We start from the raw sequence: 21,109 nt of genomic DNA, 5'->3' as shown, positions 1-21,109 counted from the left end.
CTGGTGCAAGGAGCAGTAGATATGGTAATGTTGTTTTCGCGTTTCTTGAAAGATGAAAATGGCGCAACGGCTATTGAATACGGCCTGATCGCCGCCCTGGTCGCCGTCGCTATTATTGGCGCGCTGACGCAGCTTGAGAGTGGACTGTCCGCATTGTTCAACGGCATCGGGACACGCCTGACAACAGAAGCTGGCAACGCCGCCGGCGGTTGATCGCGGCACCACGGATACCAGTCCGCGTAGCCCGGCCCATAATGGAATGCGGGCTCCCGGAATCATACAAAGCGGTCGCGTGCCCTACTCGGCGCAGCGGCCGCTTTTTTATTCAAGCGTCAACTCACATCAACAAAAATGATCATTGCACTTCATATAAGATAATATCCTGCAGAGAGATTATATTTTATGATAATGACCCTGCTTATTCTGTTTCCTTTTCTTATGATACTGGCCGCGGTCAACGACATCATGACCATGACAATCCCAAACTTCATTCCGCTGGTACTGATTGTCGGCTTTTCTCTCTTCGCGCCGGTGGCAGGTCTGTCCGCCACGACGATAGGCCTCCATGCCACGGCGGCCGTTCTCATGCTTGCCGTCACGTTCTGTTTCTTCGCTTGCGGCTGGATCGGTGGAGGAGACGCGAAACTGGCGGCAGCTACCGCGCTCTGGTTCGGCCCGACGATGCCGTTGCTGGATTACGCAGTTCTGACCTCGTTGATCGGCGCTGGCCTCACGCTGGCATTGCTGGTCGCCAGGCGCATGCCGCTGCCTGTCTTCGCGGAAGAATGGGCATGGGCACGCCGGCTCCACGGTGCAGGGACTGGCGTTCCTTATGGCATGGCGCTCGCAACGGCCGGACTGATTATCTACCCAGATAGCGCCATATGGAAAGCAACAATGCTCTCGTGATGCGGATTATATAAGTAAATCTATACTTATTGCGTTGATGTGCGCGATATGCGATGCCTCTATTCACACTGCAACGGCTGGCTATTTTGATGTCGTATCCTATTAACCATTAGTTGACATATTGGCGCGCATAAATGGCCATATTGCTGCGTCACGCCATGTTCTGATGTACCCCGCCGGCGGTTCATGACCAATCCGGCGCGTCAGTCGGTATGAGCCCTTACTGGCAGGCCCATGTGGCGGACGTCTCCGCGGGCCAGCCGCCCCTCAATCATGTTTCAGCGTGTCGTTGGATTGCGGCTGCAATGAAATCAGCACGTTTCGTCGTTCTCGGCATAGCATTGGCCGCTGGCATCTCGGCGGCCTACCTCGCACGTGGCACGAGCAGAACCCCAGCACCGTCGCTTCCGGCGCAGCCCACGTTGCGGACCGTTGAGGTCCTGGTGACTGCGAGCGATATCGGCATGGGCAGTACGGTCAAAGAGGAAAACCTGCGCTGGCAGACCTGGCCTGCTGATAGCCTTCCAGCCTACGCGATCACGAAACGCGACACCGCCGAGGCTGTCGCCGAACTTACCGGCACGATCGCCCGCGCCAGTATCGCCAGCGGTGACCTGGTCCGCCGGGAAAGCCTGATCAAGGCCAACGGCTCCGGCTTCATGTCGGCCATGCTTCCATCCGGCAAGCGGGCCATGGCCATCACCATCGATAGCCGTGGCAGCAGTTCCGCCGGCGGCTTCATTCTGCCCAACGATCGCGTCGACGTCATCCGCACGTATCGGAGCGAGCAGCAGGGCAGCAACGAGACGATCCTCGCGCAGACTATTCTGCAGAACATACGCGTGCTCGCCATTGGCCAGATCGTGCAGGAGAAGGCCGGTGAGCGTGTGGTCAGTGGCGAGAACGCGACGCTTGAGGTTGATCCGCGCCAGGCGGAGATCCTGACGCGTGCTCAAAAGAACGGGCAGCTCTCGCTCGTGCTGCGCTCTCTCACCGATGCCGATGTCGCTGCCGTCGCGATCGATCCCGAGGACAGCATGACGATCGTGCGTTTCGGAGTTGCGTCCCAGACAGGAGGACGCTGAGCGGCATGCGCTTTCCGCCCGAACCCGGCCTTGCAACGGCCATTTATTCCCCACCGCCTCCACGTCGAGGCCTCGACGCGAGCATCGTGCTACGGACGACCTTGTTGGCTTTGGTTGGCCTGCTTATGCTGCTGGTCGTTCCCGCAATGGCGGACAATGGGCTGAGGCCCAGTATCACCTACGAACCGGCGCAAATGCGGCGGGTCGAATTGTCCATCGGGCGTTCCACAATCATCAATCTCTCGCGGGACGCCAAGGAGGTCTTTGTCGCAGACCCAAAAGTCGCGAATGCGGTCGTCCGGTCGACGCGCAAGCTCTTCATCATCGGTGTCGGTGACGGCGCGACATCCATCATCGCACTGGATGACGCTGGCCAGCAACTTGCTTCCATCGACATCACCGTCGGCCGTGACCTGAACGTCTTGCGGCAAACCATCAAGGCGGTCGCGCCCCAGGCCGTTGTGGACGCGCGCGCGGTGGGAGAGTCTATCCTCCTCACCGGCACAGTCGGTTCGGCCGTGGAAGCCCAGCAGATCGCCGATGTCGCGGGGGCCTTCGTCGCGACGAGTTCGGCCGCGAGCGGCGGCGGGAAAGGGAACGTCATCAACGCCTTGACCGTGCGCGCCAAGGATCAGGTGATGCTCAAGGTGACCATCGCTGAAGTTCAACGCAACGTCCTGAAGCAACTGGGCGTGGATTCGTCCGGCACCTGGAACCTCGGGCGTATATCCCTGGACGCGGTGACGACCAATGCCTTTCCCGTGCAGGGCACGCCCGGCAATTCCATTACCTCGAACTTTGGCAGCAAGAACAGCGTGACGCTCCGCGCGCTCGAGCAGGCCGGTGTGGCCCGCACTCTGGCGGAGCCGACCCTGACGGCCATCTCGGGGGAGACAGCAGCCTTCCTCGTGGGTGGCGAAGTGCCCATTCCGTCCGGCTATAGTTGCTCCGGAACAGGAACCTCCACCTGCACGCCGTCGATCGAATTCAAGAAATTCGGTGTCGCTCTGACATTCACGCCCGTCGTCCTGAGTGAAGGGCGCATGAGCCTACGTGTGGCGACCGAGGTTTCGGAAATCGATGCGCAGAATTCCACACGCTATGCATCGTTCAACATCCCAGGCTTCAAGGTCCGCCGCTCTGAAACCACGGTGGAGTTGCCGTCCGGCGGCTCGATGGTCACGGCAGGCCTGATCCAACAGAATTCGCGGCAGGCCATCACCGGCCTGCCAGGGCTGCTCAACCTTCCCATTCTCGGCGTCCTCTTCCGCTCGCGTGACTACCAGCGCCAGGAAACGGAACTCATGATCGCGGTGAGCCCCTATATCGCCAAGCCCATGAGCGCTCATGAAATCACGCGCCCGGACGACGGCTTCGCCGATGCCATGGATCCTCAAGGCGTATTCCTCGGTCGGGTCAATCGCATTTATGGGCCGAAAGTAGACAAAGCCATCAAGGGCGGCGCCCCCAATCGCATCGGTTTCATCAATGACTGACGGCTTTTCCGCCCCTCCCGGCAGTCGCTTCAGGCAAAGGCGCATGCTTCATCTGGCGGCCTGCGCAGCATTGGCCCTCGCCCTCTCAGCCTGCGGTGCGAACAGGCGGGTGGAGAGCGTCGACCTCCCTTATGACTATCAACAGCGTCACCCGCTCGTCATCGCCGACCGGGCGGAACTGCTGAGCATAGCCGTAACCGGCCGAAGCCATCTCGACGGCCGCCAGGCTGCCGATATCCGCGCCTTCGCCGGCAACTACCGGCTCCATGGCAAAAGCGAGGTCCACGTCTTCGTGCCCGCCGGCACTGGGCAGGAGCCCGCCGTCCACGCCACGTTGCGTGCGACACAGCGCGAGCTTGCCGCGGCAGGTATCCCCGCGAGCGCGATCGCCACGACGCGTTATAGCCCCGGAGACGGGGATGCCGTGCCGACCCTGCGCCTCAGCTTCATGAAGCTCGGCGTAACGGTCGCGAGCACATGCGGTCGCTGGCCGTCCGATCTTGCGAGCGGCAGCTCGACAGATGGATGGACCAACGCCGCCTACTGGAACTTTGGCTGTGCCTATCAAGCCAATTTCGCCGCCCAGATAGCCGAGCCGCTTGATCTTGCCCGCCCGCGTCAGGAAAGTGTCCTTGACACGCAGAAGCGCCTGCGCGGCATTGGGCAACTGCGCCAGGGCAAGGATCCATCGACTGTTTATCGATCGACGCAGCGTGTCGAGGATTTGGGCCAATGACGACACCCGTCCTTCGCTCCGCCATTCCCCAACCTTCGCAACCCGCCGACCCGCTGCCACCGGCCATGCCGCCCGTGCCGCGCATCGCCGTGTCAGCTTTCTGCGAAACCGCGGAGACGACGGAGAGCATCGTCGCCGCGGCCCGCGACCGGCACATGCTGCGCGCGCAAGTCGCCATTCACCACGGCGGCATCGCTGCGGCGGAAGCAACGCTCGGCAGTGCGCATTCCCCGAACGTAATCATTGTGGAAACGCAGGCAGGACGAGCTGAGACACTTCAGGCGCTGGACGGACTGGCCCATGTCTGCGATCCCGGAACCAAGGTTATCGTCGTTGGCCATGTCAACGACATCCAGCTCTATCGCGAACTGATAACGCGCGGCGTCAGTGAATACCTCATTACGCCGGTCGCGCCGCTCGACCTCATCCGCACAATCACCGATATATACAATCGGCCGGATAGCCAGTCTTTCGGGCGTATCGTTGCCGTGGTCGGCGCAAAGGGGGGCGCGGGCGCCTCGACCATTGCCCATAATCTCGCGGCGTCCGTCGCGCGCGAGCTAGGCCTCGCCGCCGTCATCGCCGATCTCGACGTCGCCTTTGGCACGGCGAGCCTCAACCTCAACCTGGATCCACCACAAGGCGTCGCCGATGCTTTGGCCGCGCCGGACCGGCTCGACAATAATTTCATCGATCGCCTCATGGTAAAATGCGCCGACAACCTCAACCTGCTTGCGGCCCCGGCGGTTCTCGACCGCACCTGGGATCTCGACCAGGCGGTCATCGACAAGTTGCTCGGCACACTTCGATCCGCTCATCCCGTCGTCGTACTCGATCTGCCGCATTTGTGGACATCCTGGGCACGCCATGCGCTCGTGGACGCGGACATGATCGTGATCGTCGCCGCTCCCGATCTCGCCAGCTTGCGCAACACCAAGAACATGGTCGACATGCTGCGCCAGGCCCGGCCCTCGGACCGGCAACCCTACCTGGTCCTCAACCAGCTCGGACTGCCGAAGCGACCTGAGATCAGCGTCCAGGACTTCGCCAAGGCCGTTGGCCTCACACCAACCGCGACAATCGCTTTCGACGCGCAGCTCTTCGGCAATGCCGCCAACAACGGCCAAATGTTGCACCACGTGCAGCCGAACGGCCGGGCCGCGCAAACATTAAACGAACTCGCGACGACGATCATGGGACGAACAAAGAAGAGCGCCGATGAAACCAAATTCCTGCAGGCCCTGCTGGCTAAACTCGCAGCCCTGAAGAGAGGTGGACACTGAAGTGCCGCGCCATGGCCGCTTGATTATCGCTGCTGCTTAACTTGGCTCGGAAGGCAGGGCGCGGCCTTGGAGCAATTGATCTGAAGTCGCGGCGGATTCCAGCCGACACTTCGTAGCAGCTTCATTACATGGAACATGCCCGGGATATCGCAAGGCCGCGGAAGACGCACCGGAGAGCTTAACCGCGCTACAGGAGTATTGTTGCAATGTTTGGCAAAAGATCGGGACAGGAAGCCTTGGCCCGCAAGCCCGAGCCCGCTGCCCCCGCGCCACTCGCCGTAGAGGCGCGTCCCGCGCCATCCGCTGCCGCGCCACCTCCCGCACATGCCCCAGATGTGCCGCGCCACTCCGATGGATATTATCAAACAAAGAATATGATCTTCGCGGCGCTTATCGAGGCGATCGATTTGACGCAGCTCGTGAAGCTCGACGCGGAGAGCGCGCGTGACGAGATCCGTGATATCGTCACGGAAATCATCGGCCTGAAAAGCCTCGTCATGTCGATCGCCGAACAGGAGGGGCTGCTCGAGGACATCTGCAACGATGTCCTTGGCTATGGCCCCCTCGAGCCCCTGCTGGCGCGCGACGACATCGCCGATATCATGGTCAACGGCGCGGATCGCACCTATATCGAAGTATCCGGCCGCATTCAGCAGACAAATATACGCTTTCGCGACAACCAACAGCTGATGAACATCTGTCAACGCATCGTCAGCCAGGTTGGGCGACGTGTTGACGAGGCCTCTCCCATCTGCGATGCGCGCCTGCCGGACGGGTCGCGCGTCAACGTCATCGGTCCGCCGCTGTCAATCGACGGCCCCGCCCTGACCATCCGCAAGTTCCGCCGTGACAAGCTGACGCTCGATGATCTCGTCCGCTATGGCTCCATCTCGCCGGAGGGGTCAGAACTCTTGCAGATCATCGGCCGCGTGCGATGCAATGTCATCATATCCGGTGGAACGGGTTCAGGCAAAACGACATTGCTCAATTGTCTCACGCGCTTCATTGAGGACAAGGAGCGCATCATTACCTGTGAAGACGCCGCCGAATTGCAACTTCAGCAGCCTCATGTCGTTCGCCTGGAGACACGCCCTCCCAATCTGGAGGGACAAGGACAGGTGACGATGCGCGATCTCGTGCGCAATTGCCTGCGCATGCGCCCCGAACGCATCATCGTCGGCGAGGTGCGTGGACCGGAAGCCTTCGATTTGCTCCAGGCCATGAATACGGGCCATGACGGCTCGATGGGCACACTCCACGCCAACACGCCCCGCGAGGGGCTCTCTCGTCTTGAGTCGATGATCACCATGGGCGGATTCTCTCTGCCCTCCCGCACCATCCGCGAGATGATCTGCGCGTCTGTCGACGTGGTCGTCCAGGCCCAGCGCCTGCGTGACGGATCGCGCCGTATTACGCAGATCACGGAAGTGCTTGGGATGGAGGGAGACATCATCATTACCCAGGATCTCATGACCTTCGAGATCGTGGGCGAAGACACGAATGGGCACATCGTCGGACATCATCGCTCAACCGGCATAGGCCGGCCGCGCTTCTGGGAACGCGCGCGCTACTTCGGCGAGGAACAGCGATTGGCGCGGGCGCTCGACACCATTGAGCAGAAGGCTGGCATCGCCGGAGCCGCGTAGATGCATCGTGGGACAGTGCCATAACATCATGTATGAAATTACGCCATGAATTTTGACGCTCTTCTCATCGTTATACTGTCAACCATTGCGGCTGGCGCTACGGCCTATGTCCTATTCTTCCCGTATCTTTCATCGCGCGCCCGTATCGAAGAACGTCAGAAGACTTTCGTTGCGCCTCCGGCGCAGCGTGCCATTGAAAGGGCGAACGGTGCCGTGAACCGACGCGACCAGATCGCCCAGAGCCTGCGGGACCTCGAGGCGAGACAAAAAGCCAAGCACAAGGTGCCGCTTGAAACACGGCTGGCCCGCGCCGGGCTCGCCTGGAGCAAGAAGCGCTTCTTTGTCGTCAGCGTCATCATTGGCCTCCTCGTCGGCCTCCTGCTTGGCGCGTCATCCGGCAATCCGTGGGTTGCGGCCGGCGGCCTCTTCGTCGGAGCGTCCGGCCTTCCACGCTGGATTCTCTCCTATCTCACCAAACGCCGCATCAACCGGTTCATCGAGGAGTTACCGAATGCGCTCGACATCATCGTGCGAGGCATCCGGGCCGGCCTGCCAGTCGGCGACTGCCTGAAGATTATCGGGAGTGAAGCCGCGGAGCCCGTGCGCAGCGAGTTCCGCGTCATCGTCGAAGCCCAGGTTCTCGGCATGCCTGTCGCGGACGCTGTCGGCCGCTTGCCCGAGCGCATTCCAGCAGCGGAGGCGAATTTCTTCGCCATCGTGATCGCCGTTCAGCAGCAGTCGGGCGGAAATCTTTCCGAGGCCCTCGGCAACTTGTCCCGCGTCTTGCGCGAGCGCCGCAAGATGAAGGGAAAGATCACGGCGATGAGCATGGAGGCTAAGGCATCCGCCGCCATCATCGGCGCCCTTCCCTTCATTGTCACCGCTCTTGTCTATATCACGAGCCCGAAATACATCGCCTTCCTTTGGACGACGAATACGGGACTTCTAGCATTGTCCGCATCTGGCCTTTGGATGGCTATAGGCGTTCTGGTCATGAAGAAAATGATCAGCTTCGACATATGAACTTTTGCCGTCGCGATACCTGCAGGACCGGGAGTGAGCCATGTCAGCTTTCCTCAGCATGATCGCGGACCGACAATTCATGTTCAGCATCCTGATAGCGCTTTGCGTGGGTGCGACGGTTCTGACGCTTGCCATGCCCCTGATGGCCGCGGACACCTTGGGCAAGCGCATGAAATCGGTCGCATCGGAGCGGGAGCGTATTCGCCAACGCGAGCGCGAACGCCTTGGCGCTGCACAAGCCCAGCGCGCGAGCCTGCGTCCGGCGCCAAAGGCTTATATGAAGCAAGTCGTCGACCGGCTCAATCTCTCGCAATGGCTCGGCACCGAGACAGCGAAAATGAAGTTGAGCATGGCCGGATATCGCGGCAATTCCGCGGAAATAAACTTCCTTTTCTTTCGGCTTATATCACCCATCGGGTTCTGTATTGTCGCGATTACCTATATGTTCGTGCTCAAGGTCGGCCAATTCCCCGGGATGGTTCGCTTTGGCATCGTCATCGCGGCAACCTACGCCGGCATCAAGCTACCCGAACTCTTCCTCGCCAACCGGACACAGAAACGACAGCAATCCATCAAGCGCGCCTGGCCGGACGCCCTTGATCTCCTGCTGATCTGCGTGGAATCCAGCATGTCCGTCGAGCAGGCTTTCCGGAAGGTCAGCCAGGAGATCGGCGCGCAGTCCATAGCGCTGGCCGAGGAACTGATGTTGACGACGGCCGAACTTTCCTATTTGGCCGAACGCCGCCAGGCCTATGAAAACCTCGGCATTCGCACCGGCGTCGAATCGGTGAAGAACGTGACGACCGCGCTCATTCAAGCAGAGCGCTACGGAACGCCGGTGGGCCAGGCGCTGCGCGTTCTGGCGCAGGAAAGCCGCGATGCGCGCATGAACGAAGCGGAGAAGAAAGCGGCCGCGCTTCCTCCCAAACTCACCGTGCCGATGATTCTTTTCTTCCTGCCGGTCTTGTTCATGGTGATCATCACGCCAGCACTTATCCAGGTCTTCAAATGGAAATAGCCGGCATCACCGCGATATAACCCGCCAAAAAGCTGTTGAGATCAATATTCACAGCGCGTTGAAGCGGCAACGGCCCTATCAGACCTACAGCATCATTCCACCGATGGCCGCAACGGGAGACCGGGAGGCGTCTCCCCGGCAGCTTGTCCCGCGGCCCTGTTCGCCTTCGCCGTAGCCGGCCCGGCTTGACGGATCGGTTTGCTGGTGTCGATGGCCGGCGCCCGCTCATGGCGAGCGGGCGGCTGGTTTGCGGCGGCACGGCCCGATGGCTTTGCCTCCATCGCAGGCGGAGACGTGTCCGCCCCTCTCGCCGCACGCGCGATCAATCGCGGTTTGCCGGCGAACTGCTTGAAATAGGCGGCACCGCGCGCGGCCGACTGAGGCGTCATGTCCTCCTTCAGGAGGCTTTCCGCCTCCGCCGTCTGGCCCGACAACCCAAGCACCAGCGCGAGATTCTGACGCACGCGCCTATCTGCCTTCGGACTGGCGGCCGCTTGGCGCAGCGCCCTCTCCGCCTCGGGCAGGTTGCGCGACAAGGCATAGGACAAGCCGAGATTGGAGAGAACGGAAGGCTCGTCCGGTGCAATGCGCAACGCGGCTTCGTAATAGCGACGGGCACCGGGGTGGTCACCGAGCTGGTCCGCCACGGTCCCCTGCGCCGAGAGCACACGCCAGTCCGGCTTGTCCTGCGTATGCGCCCGCGCGAGCACATCCGCCGCCTCGCGTAGATTGCCCACGTCGATCAGCGCCCGGCCATAGGCGGACAGAAGCGCCTGGTCCTGCGGCGCGCGCAGCACGGCCTGCCGCAGCACGGCCACCGCCTGCTGATGCTGGCCGATTTCGCGAAGCGAACGTCCGTAGGCCAGTGCCGCGACCTTGTCGTCGGGATTGGCTTCGTAGCGTTTTCCTGACTTCTCCGCGAGCTCGCGCCAATCGGCTTCCGTCGGCTCGGCGGTCTTGGTCGCGCGTTTCACCGGAAAGATCGAGCCGGTGATATCCGCTTTTTGCAGATCCGGAATACACCCGCCGAGAAGCGGCGACATCATGCAGGCGAGTGCCAGGCCCGCTATCGGCCGGCCCTTGGCCCGCCGACGCAACGGCGATCGCAAAAGCGCCGCGGCTGATGGTGAAGGTTTCATGCGCTCTCGTCGACCTGGAATTGGCCTATCCCGGCTTGGACTCCATTCAAACTCGATTAACCCTAACGGCAGGTTACCAGCCACATCCACAAGGCAAAAGCCAAAGGCGATGCAATCGCGGCATCCGCGTATGGCTGGAGACCAATGTTCGATGACCTGTTACATTCGTGCTACGCAGAAAATCACGCGTGACCGCTGCTGTGTGTGCGTCAATCAGATTTGAGGATCGTCAGTGCATCCTGCCATCGTTACTTCTTCTGTCGCCGATTCGATTCCGCTGATCGTCGTCTCCAGTGACTCGCTTGCCGAGGTGCTGGCCGCTCTGCCCGCGCCGGCGCGGGCCTTCGCGACGGCGCAAGGCTTCGCCGCCGACGTTGGCAGCCACCTCATTCTGCCCAATGTGGATGGCGGCATAGCCACCGTGCTGTTTGGCTGGTCGCCGCTGAAGGTGGATACCGACCCGTTTCTTCCCGGCAAGCTGCCGCCGCTCCTGCCCCAGGGCACCTACCGCTTTGAACGGCTGCCGCACGAGGCCGAGACCAACGCGGTGCTTGGCTTTCTGCTCGGCACTTACCGTTTTGATCGCTATCGCGCCAAGAAGGCGCCGCCAAAGGCGCGTCTCGTCCTGCCGGCGGGCGTCGACGGGGCGGAGCTCACTCGCCTTGCCGAAGCCGTCGCGCTCGGGCGCGATCTCATCAATACCCCCGCGAACGATCTGGGACCGGACGGCATCGAGGCGGCGGCCCGCGGGGTGGCGGAGCGCCACGGCGCGGCCATCGCGGTCACGGTCGGTGACGATCTCCTCTCAGGCAATTTCCCGATGATCCACGCGGTCGGACGCGCCTCGGCCATCCCCCCGCGCCTCATCGATCTGACGTGGGGTGACGCCTCTCATCCGAAGGTCACGCTTGTCGGCAAGGGGGTCGCCTTCGATACAGGCGGTCTCGACATCAAGCCCCCGGCCGGCATGGCCCTGATGAAGAAGGACATGGGCGGCGCCGCGGCGGTCTTGGCGCTTGCCGAACTCGTCATCGGCGCCAGGCTCCCCGTGCGCCTGCGTGTGCTGATCCCCGCCGTGGAGAACGCCATCTCCGGCTCCGCGTTCCGCCCTGGCGACATCCTGCCGAGCCGCAAAGGCCTCACGGTGGAGATCGGCAATACGGACGCGGAAGGGCGGCTCATTCTCGGTGACGCGCTGGCGCTGGCCGATGAGGAAGCGCCGGACCTCATCGTGGACTACGCGACCCTCACAGGCGCCGCGCGCGTCGCCCTGGGCCCGGATCTGCCGCCCTTCTACACCGATGACGATGCGCTGGCCGGGCGCCTCGCCAGTCTTTCCCGCACCGTCAACGATCCGGTCTGGCGCATGCCGTTCTGGTCGCCCTATGACGCCATGCTGTCCTCGAAGATCGCCGACGTGAACCATATCTCTGGTGGCGCCTTCGCGGGCTCGATGACGGCAGCGCTTTTCCTGCGGCGATTCGTGGAGAAGGCCGGGTCTTACGTGCATTTCGACATCTTCGGCTGGACGCCTTCCGCCAAGCCGGGCCGGCCCGAGGGCGGCGAAGTGCAGGCGGCGCGGCTCGTCTATGCCTATCTCAAGGAACGCTTCGGCGCGTGAAGCCCGGACGGTTCGAAGCGCCACTGGCGCGCCGGAACAAGCCGCGGCGCGCCATAAGGCGACGTTCTCTTAACCTCTCCGCGAAGAAGCGATTGTGATTGGGCTATTCCAGTCGATATGAATACGGGTCCGTAACGACTGCCGGACCCGGCCGATGTCCGTTGAAATCCGTGCCTTGCAGGCACTTACATTGTGGCACGACGTCACGCTGGAACTCGTCCGTGACGAGGACATCGACCTGTCGCTCAGGCAGATGGCCATTCTCCTGACGATTTATCTCGACACCCCGCCCCATACGGTGCGCGGTCTCGCACGCAAGCTCGGCGTCACCAAGCCCGTCGTGACGCGGGCGCTCGACAGCATGGGCAAGCTCGACCTGGTATCCCGCCGCCGCGACGAGAACGATCGCCGCAACGTCATCGTGCAGCGCACCGTCAAGGGAGCGCTCGCCGTCGAGCGGCTTGGTGATATCGTGATTGCCAAGGCCGGGACGTTGAGGCCATGAGGCGGCAAGGCTAAGTCGGCAAGGCTGAGTCGGGAAGGCATGCGATGGGAAGTCATGAGATTGCCGCGATGGGGCCGCAGAGATTCCTGACGCACAGGACACGCCGATGAATGCCTTCGATCCCCGTCTGACAGCTGCCCGCCCGGATCTCGCGGCCCTCCATCTCCGCGGCACGGTCGACGCCGACGCCTTTGTCGCGCCACGTCTCCTGCGCGTCACGGCCCCGACGGCGCCTTTGCGGCGGGAACCCGTGCCGGATGCGCCCCTCGATACCGAAGCCCTTGCGGGCGAACCCGTTGCCGTGTTCGAGGAGCGCGAGGGCTGGATCTGGGGCCAATTGCTGCGGGATGGCTATGTCGGCTATCTGCCGGCGGAAGCGCTTGGGTACCCTTCCCTCCCCCCGAGCCACGCCGTCACGGTCCCCCGCACCTTCGTTTTCCCAGGCCCAAGCATCAAGCTGCCGCCAATCAACGCGCTGCCCTATGCGGCGGAAATCGCCGTGGCGGAGATAGGCCCGCCCCCCTTCGCACGTCTGGCGGACGGCGGGTTCGTCATCGCGCGGCATATCGCGCAGTTGCGGGCCTGGCGTGACGGCGACTTCGTGGCAACCGCCGAACGTTTCATCGACGTGCCTTATCTGTGGGGCGGCAAGACGGTGCTCGGCATCGATTGTTCGGGCCTTGTGCAGGTCAGCCTGCGGGCCGCCGGCGTCAACTGGCCACGCGATACCTACCGGCAGGAGCAGTCATCAGCCGCAAGCCGGGTCAAGGACGGCGAGCAGGGACGTGGTCTCGAGCGCGGTGATCTCGTCTACTGGAAAGGTCATGTCGGCATCATGGTCGACACCGTGCGCCTTCTTCACGCCAACGCGCATCACATGATGGTCGTCGTCGAGCCCCTGAGCGAGGTGGTGGAGCGCAGCGTGAGCAGGGGCGGCGGACCGATCACCAGCGTCAAGCGCCTCGCCTTTCCCGAGGTCTCGCCGTGAAGCAAGGGGCGCTGCCTCCTGCTCAGATCTCGTCGGGCCGCGAGACGAAACCGCGGATGATCCGCCTGATCCCGGCGGCGGCCGAGACGGTGATGTCCTTCGTGGGGCCATGCTGCTGGGGGGCGTCCTCGAAGCCGGAGGCATAGCTCGTCACCACGGAAATCGCCGACACGCGCAATCCGTGGCGGCGCGCCAGGATGACCTCCGGCACCGTCGACATCCCGACGAGCTCCGCCCCTAATGTCCGAGCCATGCGGATCTCTGCCGGCGTCTCGAAACTCGGCCCCGAGAACCACATGTAGACGCCCTCGTTCAGGGCGATGCCGGCCGCGATGGCCGCGAGCTTCAGCCGGCGGCGCAAACGATTGTCATAGGCATCCGCCATATCGACGAACCGACCATCATCCCGGTCGCCGATCAGCGGATTGAGGCCGGAGAAATTGATGTGGTCGGTGATGACACAAAGACTGCCGACGCGAATGGTCGATTTGACCGAGCCGGCCGCGTTGGTCAGCAGCACAGGTGGCTTTCCAAGAATGCCGAGCAGCGCGATGGGCAGCGCCATCGTCCTGGCGTGGCCCGTTTCATAATAGTGGGCGCGGCCGGCGTAGATCAGCACGCGCTTGCCTTCCATATAGCCCGACACGAGCTGACCGGGCTGCCCGGCCGGCCCATTGTCGGGGAAGCCGGGAATGGCGGAATAAGGCACCTGCACGGCGCCCTCGACATCCTCGATGATGTTGCCAAGACCCGTGCCAAGCACCAGCGCATGGTCGAAAGGGCCCATGACGCCCCATTCCTCAAGCGCGGCACGGGCCTGATACAGCAGTGGCGTTGACGTGTCGGTCACGGATGTCATCCCCTGAAGCATGATCCGACCGGAGTGGGCCGATAAGATCTCGCTTGAAATAAAAGAGGTTAGAGCGCCGATCTGACGCAACCGGATCGCAACGCGCTCAAGGTTCAATCGACATTCAGCTTTCTCAGCCGTCATGGCCGGGCTCGTCCCGGCCAGCCCGAATTATGGAGGCGCCCTTCCTATCGGGACAAGCCCGGTGATGACGTTGGTATCTCTCGGCAATACTTGAATGTCGATTGCCCCTAGCGGGCGAGATTGGAAGGTCCGAACGCAAACGGCAGAAGATCGCCGAAACGAAAGCTCTGCCTGACGCCACCCCTGTCACCCACATGGACTGATGTATCCGGCCCCGCGAATTCGCTGAGCCTCTGCCGACACACGCCGCAAGGCATCGTCAGCGCCTCGCCCTCGCCCACCACCGCAACGGCGGTAATCCGGGTGTCACCAGCGGCCACCATGGCACCGATTGCCACAGCCTCGGCGCACAGCCCGGCCGGATAGGACGCATTCTCGACATTCGCGCCGGCAAACAGGCGACCGCTCGCCGACATCACCGCCGCGCCGACCCGGAACCCCGAATAAGGCGCGTAGGCATGGGCGCGCGCAGCACTCGCGGTGGCGAACAACGCCTCCATATCACTCCCGGCGGTTCGGCCCATGGACGCCTCCTTGCAGTCACTCCATCGTGTCACATGCACCACGACGCATATTGCATCTGCCGCCGACACCCGCCATCTGCAACCTGACGACCGCGCTTGCCCTGACCATCCCTGAAAGTCTATTGATCCTAGAGCATGAGGTCGAAGCCTAGCAATCGATTTTCAAAAAAATATATTTATATGACAAAGGGATAGGCGAAAGTGGCGGTTCTGATCAGCAACGCCGCGCTTGGTCTGCGAGCATCATAAAAAAGGGCATGGGCAGGAGCCGCCGAGCCCGGGACGAGGTGGATTGTGAGTCTGTCGAGCGAAGAGATTGAGCGCTACGCGCGCCATATCATCCTGCGTGATGTCGGTGGGCCCGGGCAGGCCAGGCTGAAGGCGGCGCGTGTCCTGGTGATCGGCGCCGGTGGGCTCGGGGCGCCCCTCCTCCAATATCTGGCGGCCGCCGGCATCGGCACCATCGGCATCGCCGACGATGACGTTGTCTCTCTGTCAAACCTGCAGCGCCAGATCATCCATGGCACGCCGGACATCGACCGGTCAAAGGTCGACAGCGCGATCGACGCGATCGCGCGCCTCAACCCGCATGTGGTGGTGGTGCCGCATCGCCTGCGCGTCGATGACGACAACGTCGATGCCCTCCTCGCCGACTACGACGTCATCGCCGACGGCTCGGACAATTTCGCGACACGCTATCGGGTCTCGGACGCGGCATTCCGTGTAGGACGACCGCTGGTATTGGGCGCGCTTGGCACATTCGACGCGTCACTCACCACGCTCCGCGCCCATGAACCCGGGCCGGACGGAACGCCCAACCCGACCTACCGTTGCCTGTTTCCCGAACCGCCCGCGCCCGGGACGGTGCCGACATGCGAGGAAGCCGGCATCATCGGCGCTTTGCCCGGGATCGTCGGATCGCTGATGGCGCTTGAGGTGATCCGCGCCATCGTAGGCTTCGGCGAGGGCCTCGTCGGCCGCCTGCTGCTGATCGACGCGCTGACCATGCGCTTCGAGACCCTGAGCTACGGCTGGGATCCGGACAACGTCCTGAGCGGCGCGGGCAATCGCGAGAAGTCGCTTACGCCATAGCCGCGACCGCCGCCACGAGACGCTCTATATCCTCCGGGCGTGACAGGCGGTGATCGCCGTCCTTGATCAGCGTCAGCGTCACCGCTTCGCCAGGTAGATGCTCCACGAAGCGAAGGACATGCCGCCACGGGACGTCGGGATCTTCCATGCCCTGAAGGATGTGAACGGGACATCCTGGCTCGATGGCCCCATCGAGCAGGAGGTGGCGACGTCCATCCTCGATCAGCCGGCGCGTGATGGCATAGGGCTCGCCATACTGCGACGGCCGCATGAACACGCCCTCCCGTTCAATGGCCTGCCGGGCCTCCTCGGGAAAGGCCTCCCACATCAGCCGCTCGGTAAAATCCACGGCCGGCGCGATCAGGACGAGGCCCGCGGGCGCACGCGGCGAGCCTTCCGCGCGCAGACGCAGTGTGGCGAGCAGCGCAAGCCAGCCCCCCATCGACGAGCCGACGAGAATAGGCGCCGCCGTCGTCTGGGCTGATATGACGGCGACGCTCTCCTCCAGCCAGCGCGAGATGGTGCCGTCCTCGAAGCGGCCAGAGGATTCGCCATGGCCTGAATAGTCGAAGCGCAGGAAGGCCCTGCCGGCATCGGCTGCCCAGTCATCGAGGGCCGTCGCCTTGGTGGCGCGCATATCGGAACGGAAACCGCCGAGCCAGACGACGGCTGGGCCTGCGCCGGAGCGGGACAGCACAGCGATGTCGCGTCGCGCATCATCCGCGCCGACGCCAAGGAATTGCAGATCCGGCGTGTTGCCCATAAGACTTTCTCCTGCAGTATCATGCACGAATCGATCAGGAGGCGTCATACACCGGTGACCCAATCGACACGAGCGGGAGCGCCGCTCATCCTGCCGACAGTGACCAATCATCCGCTCACCGGCCGCGCAATCCTGCAGATCGTGCCAGAGCTGGAGGCAGGCGGCGCGGAACGAACGACCGTTGATATCGCGGCCGGCCTTGCCGCCGTAGGGGCTCGCGCGCTCGTCGCGACCGAGGGGGGACGCCTGGTCGGTGAATTGCAGGCCAAGGGCGGTGTCTGGATCCCATTCCCGGCGCGCACCAAGAACCCGCTGGCCATGGCGCTGAATGTCCGCCGGCTCATCCGCATCTGCCTCAACGACGGCGTCGAGATCCTCCATGCCCGGTCCCGCGCGCCCGCCTGGGTGGCGCTCGCCGCCGCCCGCGCGCTCAAGATCCCGCTCGTCACCACCTATCACGGCAGCTATGCCGGTCGCTCCGCGGTCAAGGTCATGTATAATTCCGTGATGGCGCGTGGCGACGTGGTGATCGCCAACTCGATCTACACGGCCGATCTCATCCGGGCAGCCCACCCCGTCGCCAATGCCCGCATCCGTGTCGTCTATCGCGGGACAGATCTCGCCCAGTATTCAGCCAGCGCCGTGCCGCCGGACAGGGTCGAAGCCTTGCGCAAGTCCTGGGGCGTGCCGCCGCATGAACGCATCGTGCTGCTGGCGGGCCGTCTGACCGGGTGGAAGGGGCAGACTGTCCTAATCGATGCGGCCCGCAAGCTCCTCGACCATGGCCTGCGCGACGTCGCCTTCGTGCTCGCCGGCGACCATCAAGGCCGCGACGGCTACGTGCGCGAGCTCGACCAGCAGATCGAGAAGCTCGGCCTGAAGGGCGTCGTCCGCCGCGTGGGCCATTGCGTGGACATGCCCGCGGCCTTTCTCGCTGCCTCCGTGGTCACCGTCCCCTCGACGGAGCCGGAAGCATTCGGGCGGGTCGCGGTGGAAGCGCAAGCCATGGGCACATGCGTTGTCGTTTCCGATCTCGGCGCGGTGCCCGAAACCGTGCTCAGCCCGCCCCAGGTGCCGGGCTCGGAACGCACCGGCTGGCATGTGCCCCCGGGCAACGCCGATGCACTCGCCGAAGCGATCGGGGACGCGCTCGATCTCGGCGCGACGGCCCTGCAAGGCATGGCCGTGCGCGCCAGGCGTCATGTGGAGCGGAACTTCTCGCTTGAAAGCATGGTCAACGAGACTTTGGACATCTATTCAGCTCTGATCGAGCGCAAACCGCTCGAAACGGCCGACACTTTTGCACCGCAGCACCCATAGACGCGGGAGTTGGCCCGGAATCTGTTGACTTTCAGGGCTCTTGCCGTGAATGTTATTAGCTCAGCGTATTTTGTTAACCACATACCACCCGTCCTGGTAACTCCACGTGACGCAGGCGCTTTGAGGCGGCCTCGCCCACGCGGGAAACAAGGGCTCAACCAGACGGGCAACAGGAGAGCACTCCCATTCGTAGGCCTATGAGATCCATCGCGGCTCCACAGAAGGAGGGTCCCCGCGCCAATCGAGACATTAGAGGTGTCCGCGAAGTCCAGCTGATCGACGAAACGGGTCAGAACCGCGGAGTTATGCCGCTCTTCGACGCGCTGCGCGCCGCCGAGGAAGCGGGGCTTGATCTCGTCGAGATCGCGCCGAACTCCGTTCCGCCAGTCTGCAAGATCCTCGACCACGGCCGCTTCAAGTTCCTCGAGCAGAAGAAAGCCGCCGAGGCCCGCAAGAAGCAGAAAACCGTCGAGGTGAAGGAGATCAAGCTCCGTCCCGGCATCGATGACCACGACTACGAGGTCAAGATGAAGGCGGTGAAGCGCTTCTTCGAGGAAGGCGACAAGGTCAAGATCACGCTCAGGTTCCGCGGCCGCGAGATGGCTCACCAGGATCTCGGCTACAAGCTGCTCGTCAAGGTGAAGGACGAGATGTCCGAAGTCGCCAAGGTCGAGAGCGAACCGCTGCTCGAAGGCCGCCAGATGGTGATGGTGCTCGCTCCGCGAGGCTGACAAGGCCTTGAAAAGTCGGCATATCCGCCACATAGGCTGAACGGCCCGTCACAGGCTTGTCGAAAGCGCTGACGGGTCAGTTGCCAAGCGGGCTCGTTTCTGCGATAAGCCCGCCTTCGTTGGAACCGCCCGGCCACCAGGGCTGCCGTGGCGGTTCTTTTTGCTCACATGCAATGTGACGGCCGGACGGGTGGGCAACCGCCCCGAAAAGGCTGACGGGAGAGCCAAATGCCCAAGTTGAAGACGAAATCGGGCGCCAAAAAGCGCTTCAAGATCACTGGGACGGGCAAGGTCGTTGCCGCGCAGGCGGGAAAGCGCCACGGCATGATCAAGCGCACCAAGAAGTTCATCCGTAATCAGCGCGGCACAACCACGCTGTTCGAGGGTGATGCGAGGAACGTGAAGCAGTTCTTCCTCCCCAACAGCCGCTGAGTGCCTTCCCGCAACGTTGAACATTTCCCAGGAGATCGATCATGGCCCGCGTCAAACGCGGCGTGACATCCCACGCCAAGCATAAGAAGGTTTTCAAGGCAGCCAAGGGTTTCTACGGCCGCCGCAAGAATACGATCCGCACCGCCAAGGCGGCTGTCGATCGTGCGATGCAGTATTCCTACCGCGATCGCAAGAACAAGAAGCGCACGATCCGCGCGCTCTGGATTCAGCGCATCAACGCGGCCGTTCGCGAGCACGGGCTGACCTACAGCCGATTTATCGATGGCCTCGGCAAGGCGGGGGTCGAGATGGATCGCAAGGTGCTGTCGGATATCGCCATTCGCGAGCCGGACGCCTTCAGGGCGATCGTCGAGAAGGCGAAGGCCGCGCTTCCCGCGGCCTGATCGCGAGGGGCGCTCACCGCCCTCTCTCGCCATACCGAGGCTATCACGTTCGGCGGCAGCATTGCCGCCGGGCGTTTTGTTGCGTCTCGGGCTTTTTTCGTTCCCGGGCCGTGTTGACTGTCATCGACGTGCCATCGTGCCACCGGCAATTGCCCCCGGCAGTTGCTTCCGATGCGGGTTTCCGTATCCGTGAGGCCGACCGCGTCACGCCGCCGAGGGAAATGATGAGCGACCTGTCCGGGCTGGAAACCACCATTGCATCAGCCATTGCGGCCGCAGCAGACGAGGCTGCGCTGGAAGCCGTGCGCATCGCCGCGCTTGGCAAGAAGGGCTCGGTTTCCGAGCTCCTGAAGACGCTCGGCGCCATGACGCCGGATGAGCGGCGCGAGAAGGGCCCCCTCATCAACGGGCTGCGCGACCGGGTGTCGTCCGCGCTGGCCGAGCGCAAGACAGCGCTGGCCGAGAAGGCCCTGGAGGCGCGGCTCGCCTCCGAGCGCGTCGACGTCACGCTGCCCGTGCAGGAAGGCCCGGAGACCCGTGGCCGCATCCACCCCATCAGCCAGGTCATGGACGAACTCACGGCGATCTTCGCCGACATGGGCTTCTCCATCGCCGAAGGCCCTGACGTCGAAACCGACTTCTACAATTTCACCGCGCTCAACTTCCCCGTCGGCCATCCGGCGCGGGAGATGCATGACACCTTCTTCTTCGCGCCTGACGAGACCGGCACGCGCAAGCTCCTGCGGACGCATACCAGCCCTGTGCAGATCCGCACGATGCTGTCGAAGAAGCCGCCGATCCGCGTGATCTGCCCCGGTCGCACCTATCGCTGCGACAGCGACCAGACCCACACGCCGATGTTCCATCAGGTCGAGGGGCTCGTCATCGACAAGTCCTCCCATCTCGGCCACCTCAAGTGGATCCTGGAGGAGTTCTGCAAGACCTTCTTCGAGGTCGACAGCGTCAAGATGCGCTTCCGCCCGTCGTTCTTCCCCTTCACCGAGCCGTCGGCGGAGGTGGATATCCAGTGCTCGCGCAAGGGTGGCGACATCCGCTTCGGCGAGGGCGAGGATTGGCTGGAGATCCTCGGTTGCGGCATGGTGCACCCCAATGTCATCCGCAGCTGCGGGCTCGATCCTGACGAGTACCAGGGCTTCGCCTGGGGCATGGGCATCGACCGCATCGCCATGCTGAAATACGGCATGCCGGACCTGCGCCCCTTCTTCGAGGCCGACGTGCGTTGGCTGAGCCACTACGGCTTCCGCCCGCTCGACCTGCCGACATTGGCAGGCGGACTGTCGACCTAAGCCGTCGCTGAACGAAATAAGCCCGTCATGGCCGGACTTGACCCGGCCAACCCGAATTCGAGGCGACTGCCCTATCGATCGGGATCCCCGGCT

At 63.1% G+C, this 21,109-nt stretch carries 22 protein-coding genes; 18 read left to right on the top strand and 4 right to left on the bottom strand.

Annotated elements, in window-relative coordinates:
* Positions 1 to 21 precede the first annotated feature (21 nt).
* From KIO74_RS19090 to KIO74_RS19050, 9 genes are all read left to right on the top strand, one after another.
* Positions 22 to 213 (top strand): Flp family type IVb pilin, encoded by a 192-nt coding sequence (locus KIO74_RS19090; RefSeq protein WP_213335889.1) that lies wholly within the window; start codon positions 22 to 24, stop codon positions 211 to 213.
* Positions 214 to 402: 189 nt separating this feature from the next.
* Positions 403 to 909 (top strand): A24 family peptidase, encoded by a 507-nt coding sequence (locus KIO74_RS19085; protein WP_213333330.1) that lies wholly within the window; start codon positions 403 to 405, stop codon positions 907 to 909.
* A gap of 305 nt (positions 910 to 1,214) precedes the next feature.
* Positions 1,215 to 1,994, top strand: a complete 780-nt coding sequence (gene cpaB / locus KIO74_RS19080) for a Flp pilus assembly protein CpaB (RefSeq protein WP_213333329.1) — start codon at positions 1,215 to 1,217, stop codon at positions 1,992 to 1,994.
* A 5-nt stretch (positions 1,995 to 1,999) separates the two neighbouring features.
* The gene (locus tag KIO74_RS19075) at positions 2,000 to 3,490 is read left to right on the top strand and encodes a type II and III secretion system protein family protein (protein WP_249731068.1); all 1,491 of its coding nucleotides are present in this window, start codon (positions 2,000 to 2,002) and stop codon (positions 3,488 to 3,490) included.
* A gap of 43 nt (positions 3,491 to 3,533) precedes the next feature.
* A complete protein-coding gene (locus KIO74_RS19070) occupies positions 3,534 to 4,226 on the top strand; it encodes a CpaD family pilus assembly protein (protein WP_213333328.1) in 693 nt (230 codons plus the stop codon).
* On the top strand, positions 4,223 to 5,509 hold the full coding sequence (locus KIO74_RS19065) for a CpaE/TadZ family protein (RefSeq protein WP_249731067.1): 1,287 nt from the start codon (positions 4,223 to 4,225) through the stop codon (positions 5,507 to 5,509). Before KIO74_RS19070 ends, KIO74_RS19065 begins: the two co-directional genes overlap by 4 nt.
* A 206-nt stretch (positions 5,510 to 5,715) precedes the next feature.
* A complete protein-coding gene (locus KIO74_RS19060; RefSeq protein WP_213333327.1) occupies positions 5,716 to 7,155 on the top strand; it encodes a TadA family conjugal transfer-associated ATPase in 1,440 nt (479 codons plus the stop codon).
* 45 nt (positions 7,156 to 7,200) lie between these two features.
* Entirely contained in the window at positions 7,201 to 8,178 is a 978-nt protein-coding gene (locus tag KIO74_RS19055; RefSeq protein WP_213333326.1) for a type II secretion system F family protein, read from the top strand.
* Between the two features lie 40 nt (positions 8,179 to 8,218).
* Complete coding sequence (locus tag KIO74_RS19050) at positions 8,219 to 9,196, top strand: type II secretion system F family protein (RefSeq protein ID WP_213333325.1); 978 nt, start codon at positions 8,219 to 8,221, stop codon at positions 9,194 to 9,196.
* Positions 9,197 to 9,288: 92 nt separating this feature from the next.
* Here KIO74_RS19050 and KIO74_RS19045 read toward each other — a convergent pair whose 3' ends face one another.
* On the bottom strand, positions 9,289 to 10,335 hold the full coding sequence (locus KIO74_RS19045) for a tetratricopeptide repeat protein (protein ID WP_249731066.1): 1,047 nt from the start codon (positions 10,333 to 10,335) through the stop codon (positions 9,289 to 9,291).
* Positions 10,336 to 10,567: 232 nt separating this feature from the next.
* Between KIO74_RS19045 and KIO74_RS19040 the strand changes: the two genes are divergently transcribed.
* The 3 genes from KIO74_RS19040 (at position 10,568) to KIO74_RS19030 (ending at position 13,449) form a co-directional block, all read left to right on the top strand.
* Entirely contained in the window at positions 10,568 to 11,956 is a 1,389-nt protein-coding gene (locus KIO74_RS19040; RefSeq protein WP_213333324.1) for a leucyl aminopeptidase family protein, read from the top strand.
* Between the two features lie 154 nt (positions 11,957 to 12,110).
* Complete coding sequence (locus KIO74_RS19035; protein WP_213333323.1) at positions 12,111 to 12,461, top strand: MarR family winged helix-turn-helix transcriptional regulator; 351 nt, start codon at positions 12,111 to 12,113, stop codon at positions 12,459 to 12,461.
* A gap of 106 nt (positions 12,462 to 12,567) precedes the next feature.
* On the top strand, positions 12,568 to 13,449 hold the full coding sequence (locus tag KIO74_RS19030; protein WP_213333322.1) for a C40 family peptidase: 882 nt from the start codon (positions 12,568 to 12,570) through the stop codon (positions 13,447 to 13,449).
* A 22-nt stretch (positions 13,450 to 13,471) separates the two neighbouring features.
* Here KIO74_RS19030 and KIO74_RS19025 read toward each other — a convergent pair whose 3' ends face one another.
* Positions 13,472 to 14,308, bottom strand: a complete 837-nt coding sequence (locus tag KIO74_RS19025) for a purine-nucleoside phosphorylase (RefSeq protein ID WP_213333321.1) — start codon at positions 14,306 to 14,308, stop codon at positions 13,472 to 13,474.
* A gap of 242 nt (positions 14,309 to 14,550) precedes the next feature.
* The gene (locus KIO74_RS19020; RefSeq protein WP_213333320.1) at positions 14,551 to 14,967 is read right to left on the bottom strand and encodes a cytidine deaminase; all 417 of its coding nucleotides are present in this window, start codon (positions 14,965 to 14,967) and stop codon (positions 14,551 to 14,553) included.
* A 294-nt stretch (positions 14,968 to 15,261) separates the two neighbouring features.
* On the opposite strand from KIO74_RS19020, the gene moeB reads away from it, so the two are divergent.
* Positions 15,262 to 16,059 carry a molybdopterin-synthase adenylyltransferase MoeB gene (moeB, locus tag KIO74_RS19015; protein ID WP_213333319.1) on the top strand — a complete coding sequence of 266 codons (798 nt, stop codon included), beginning with the start codon at positions 15,262 to 15,264 and terminating at the stop codon, positions 16,057 to 16,059.
* Here the strand turns inward: moeB and KIO74_RS19010 are convergent.
* A complete protein-coding gene (locus KIO74_RS19010; RefSeq protein WP_213333318.1) occupies positions 16,049 to 16,822 on the bottom strand; it encodes an alpha/beta hydrolase in 774 nt (257 codons plus the stop codon). The genes moeB and KIO74_RS19010 overlap by 11 nt on opposite strands.
* Positions 16,823 to 16,876: 54 nt before the next feature.
* Between KIO74_RS19010 and KIO74_RS19005 the strand changes: the two genes are divergently transcribed.
* The 5 genes from KIO74_RS19005 to pheS all read left to right on the top strand — a co-directional run bounded on the left by KIO74_RS19005 (position 16,877) and on the right by pheS (position 21,016).
* Positions 16,877 to 18,142 carry a glycosyltransferase family 4 protein gene (locus tag KIO74_RS19005; RefSeq protein WP_502762094.1) on the top strand — a complete coding sequence of 422 codons (1,266 nt, stop codon included), beginning with the start codon at positions 16,877 to 16,879 and terminating at the stop codon, positions 18,140 to 18,142.
* Positions 18,143 to 18,339: 197 nt separating this feature from the next.
* Complete coding sequence (infC, locus tag KIO74_RS19000; RefSeq protein ID WP_213333316.1) at positions 18,340 to 18,873, top strand: translation initiation factor IF-3; 534 nt, start codon at positions 18,340 to 18,342, stop codon at positions 18,871 to 18,873.
* A 228-nt stretch (positions 18,874 to 19,101) separates the two neighbouring features.
* Positions 19,102 to 19,305: a 50S ribosomal protein L35 gene (rpmI, locus tag KIO74_RS18995; RefSeq protein ID WP_110377182.1), complete on the top strand. Its 204-nt coding sequence runs from the start codon at positions 19,102 to 19,104 to the stop codon at positions 19,303 to 19,305.
* Between the two features lie 41 nt (positions 19,306 to 19,346).
* Complete coding sequence (gene rplT / locus KIO74_RS18990; protein ID WP_110377183.1) at positions 19,347 to 19,709, top strand: 50S ribosomal protein L20; 363 nt, start codon at positions 19,347 to 19,349, stop codon at positions 19,707 to 19,709.
* Between the two features lie 224 nt (positions 19,710 to 19,933).
* On the top strand, positions 19,934 to 21,016 hold the full coding sequence (gene pheS / locus KIO74_RS18985; protein WP_213333315.1) for a phenylalanine--tRNA ligase subunit alpha: 1,083 nt from the start codon (positions 19,934 to 19,936) through the stop codon (positions 21,014 to 21,016).
* The last annotated feature ends 93 nt before the right edge of the window (positions 21,017 to 21,109 follow it).

The organism is Chelatococcus sp. HY11, from assembly GCF_018398335.1.
Classification (GTDB): Bacteria; Pseudomonadota; Alphaproteobacteria; order Rhizobiales; family Beijerinckiaceae; genus Chelatococcus.
This window is presented reverse-complemented; position numbering and strand designations above follow the sequence as displayed.

Coding starts and splice junctions, on each gene's coding strand:
- rplT (WP_110377183.1), top strand. CDS start 19,347: ATGGCCCGCGTCAAACGCGGCGTGACATCCCACGCCAAGCATAAGAAG.
- KIO74_RS19070 (WP_213333328.1), top strand. CDS start 3,534: ATGCTTCATCTGGCGGCCTGCGCAGCATTGGCCCTCGCCCTCTCAGCC.
- KIO74_RS19090 (WP_213335889.1), top strand. CDS start 22: ATGGTAATGTTGTTTTCGCGTTTCTTGAAAGATGAAAATGGCGCAACG.
- KIO74_RS19075 (WP_249731068.1), top strand. CDS start 2,000: ATGCGCTTTCCGCCCGAACCCGGCCTTGCAACGGCCATTTATTCCCCA.
- KIO74_RS19065 (WP_249731067.1), top strand. CDS start 4,223: ATGACGACACCCGTCCTTCGCTCCGCCATTCCCCAACCTTCGCAACCC.
- KIO74_RS19050 (WP_213333325.1), top strand. CDS start 8,219: ATGTCAGCTTTCCTCAGCATGATCGCGGACCGACAATTCATGTTCAGC.
- KIO74_RS19020 (WP_213333320.1), bottom strand. CDS start 14,967: ATGGGCCGAACCGCCGGGAGTGATATGGAGGCGTTGTTCGCCACCGCG.
- pheS (WP_213333315.1), top strand. CDS start 19,934: ATGAGCGACCTGTCCGGGCTGGAAACCACCATTGCATCAGCCATTGCG.
- infC (WP_213333316.1), top strand. CDS start 18,340: ATGAGATCCATCGCGGCTCCACAGAAGGAGGGTCCCCGCGCCAATCGA.
- KIO74_RS19055 (WP_213333326.1), top strand. CDS start 7,201: ATGAATTTTGACGCTCTTCTCATCGTTATACTGTCAACCATTGCGGCT.
- cpaB (WP_213333329.1), top strand. CDS start 1,215: ATGAAATCAGCACGTTTCGTCGTTCTCGGCATAGCATTGGCCGCTGGC.
- KIO74_RS19010 (WP_213333318.1), bottom strand. CDS start 16,822: ATGGGCAACACGCCGGATCTGCAATTCCTTGGCGTCGGCGCGGATGAT.
- KIO74_RS19045 (WP_249731066.1), bottom strand. CDS start 10,335: ATGAAACCTTCACCATCAGCCGCGGCGCTTTTGCGATCGCCGTTGCGT.
- KIO74_RS19030 (WP_213333322.1), top strand. CDS start 12,568: ATGAATGCCTTCGATCCCCGTCTGACAGCTGCCCGCCCGGATCTCGCG.
- KIO74_RS19060 (WP_213333327.1), top strand. CDS start 5,716: ATGTTTGGCAAAAGATCGGGACAGGAAGCCTTGGCCCGCAAGCCCGAG.
- KIO74_RS19035 (WP_213333323.1), top strand. CDS start 12,111: ATGTCCGTTGAAATCCGTGCCTTGCAGGCACTTACATTGTGGCACGAC.
- rpmI (WP_110377182.1), top strand. CDS start 19,102: ATGCCCAAGTTGAAGACGAAATCGGGCGCCAAAAAGCGCTTCAAGATC.
- KIO74_RS19025 (WP_213333321.1), bottom strand. CDS start 14,308: ATGACATCCGTGACCGACACGTCAACGCCACTGCTGTATCAGGCCCGT.
- KIO74_RS19085 (WP_213333330.1), top strand. CDS start 403: ATGATAATGACCCTGCTTATTCTGTTTCCTTTTCTTATGATACTGGCC.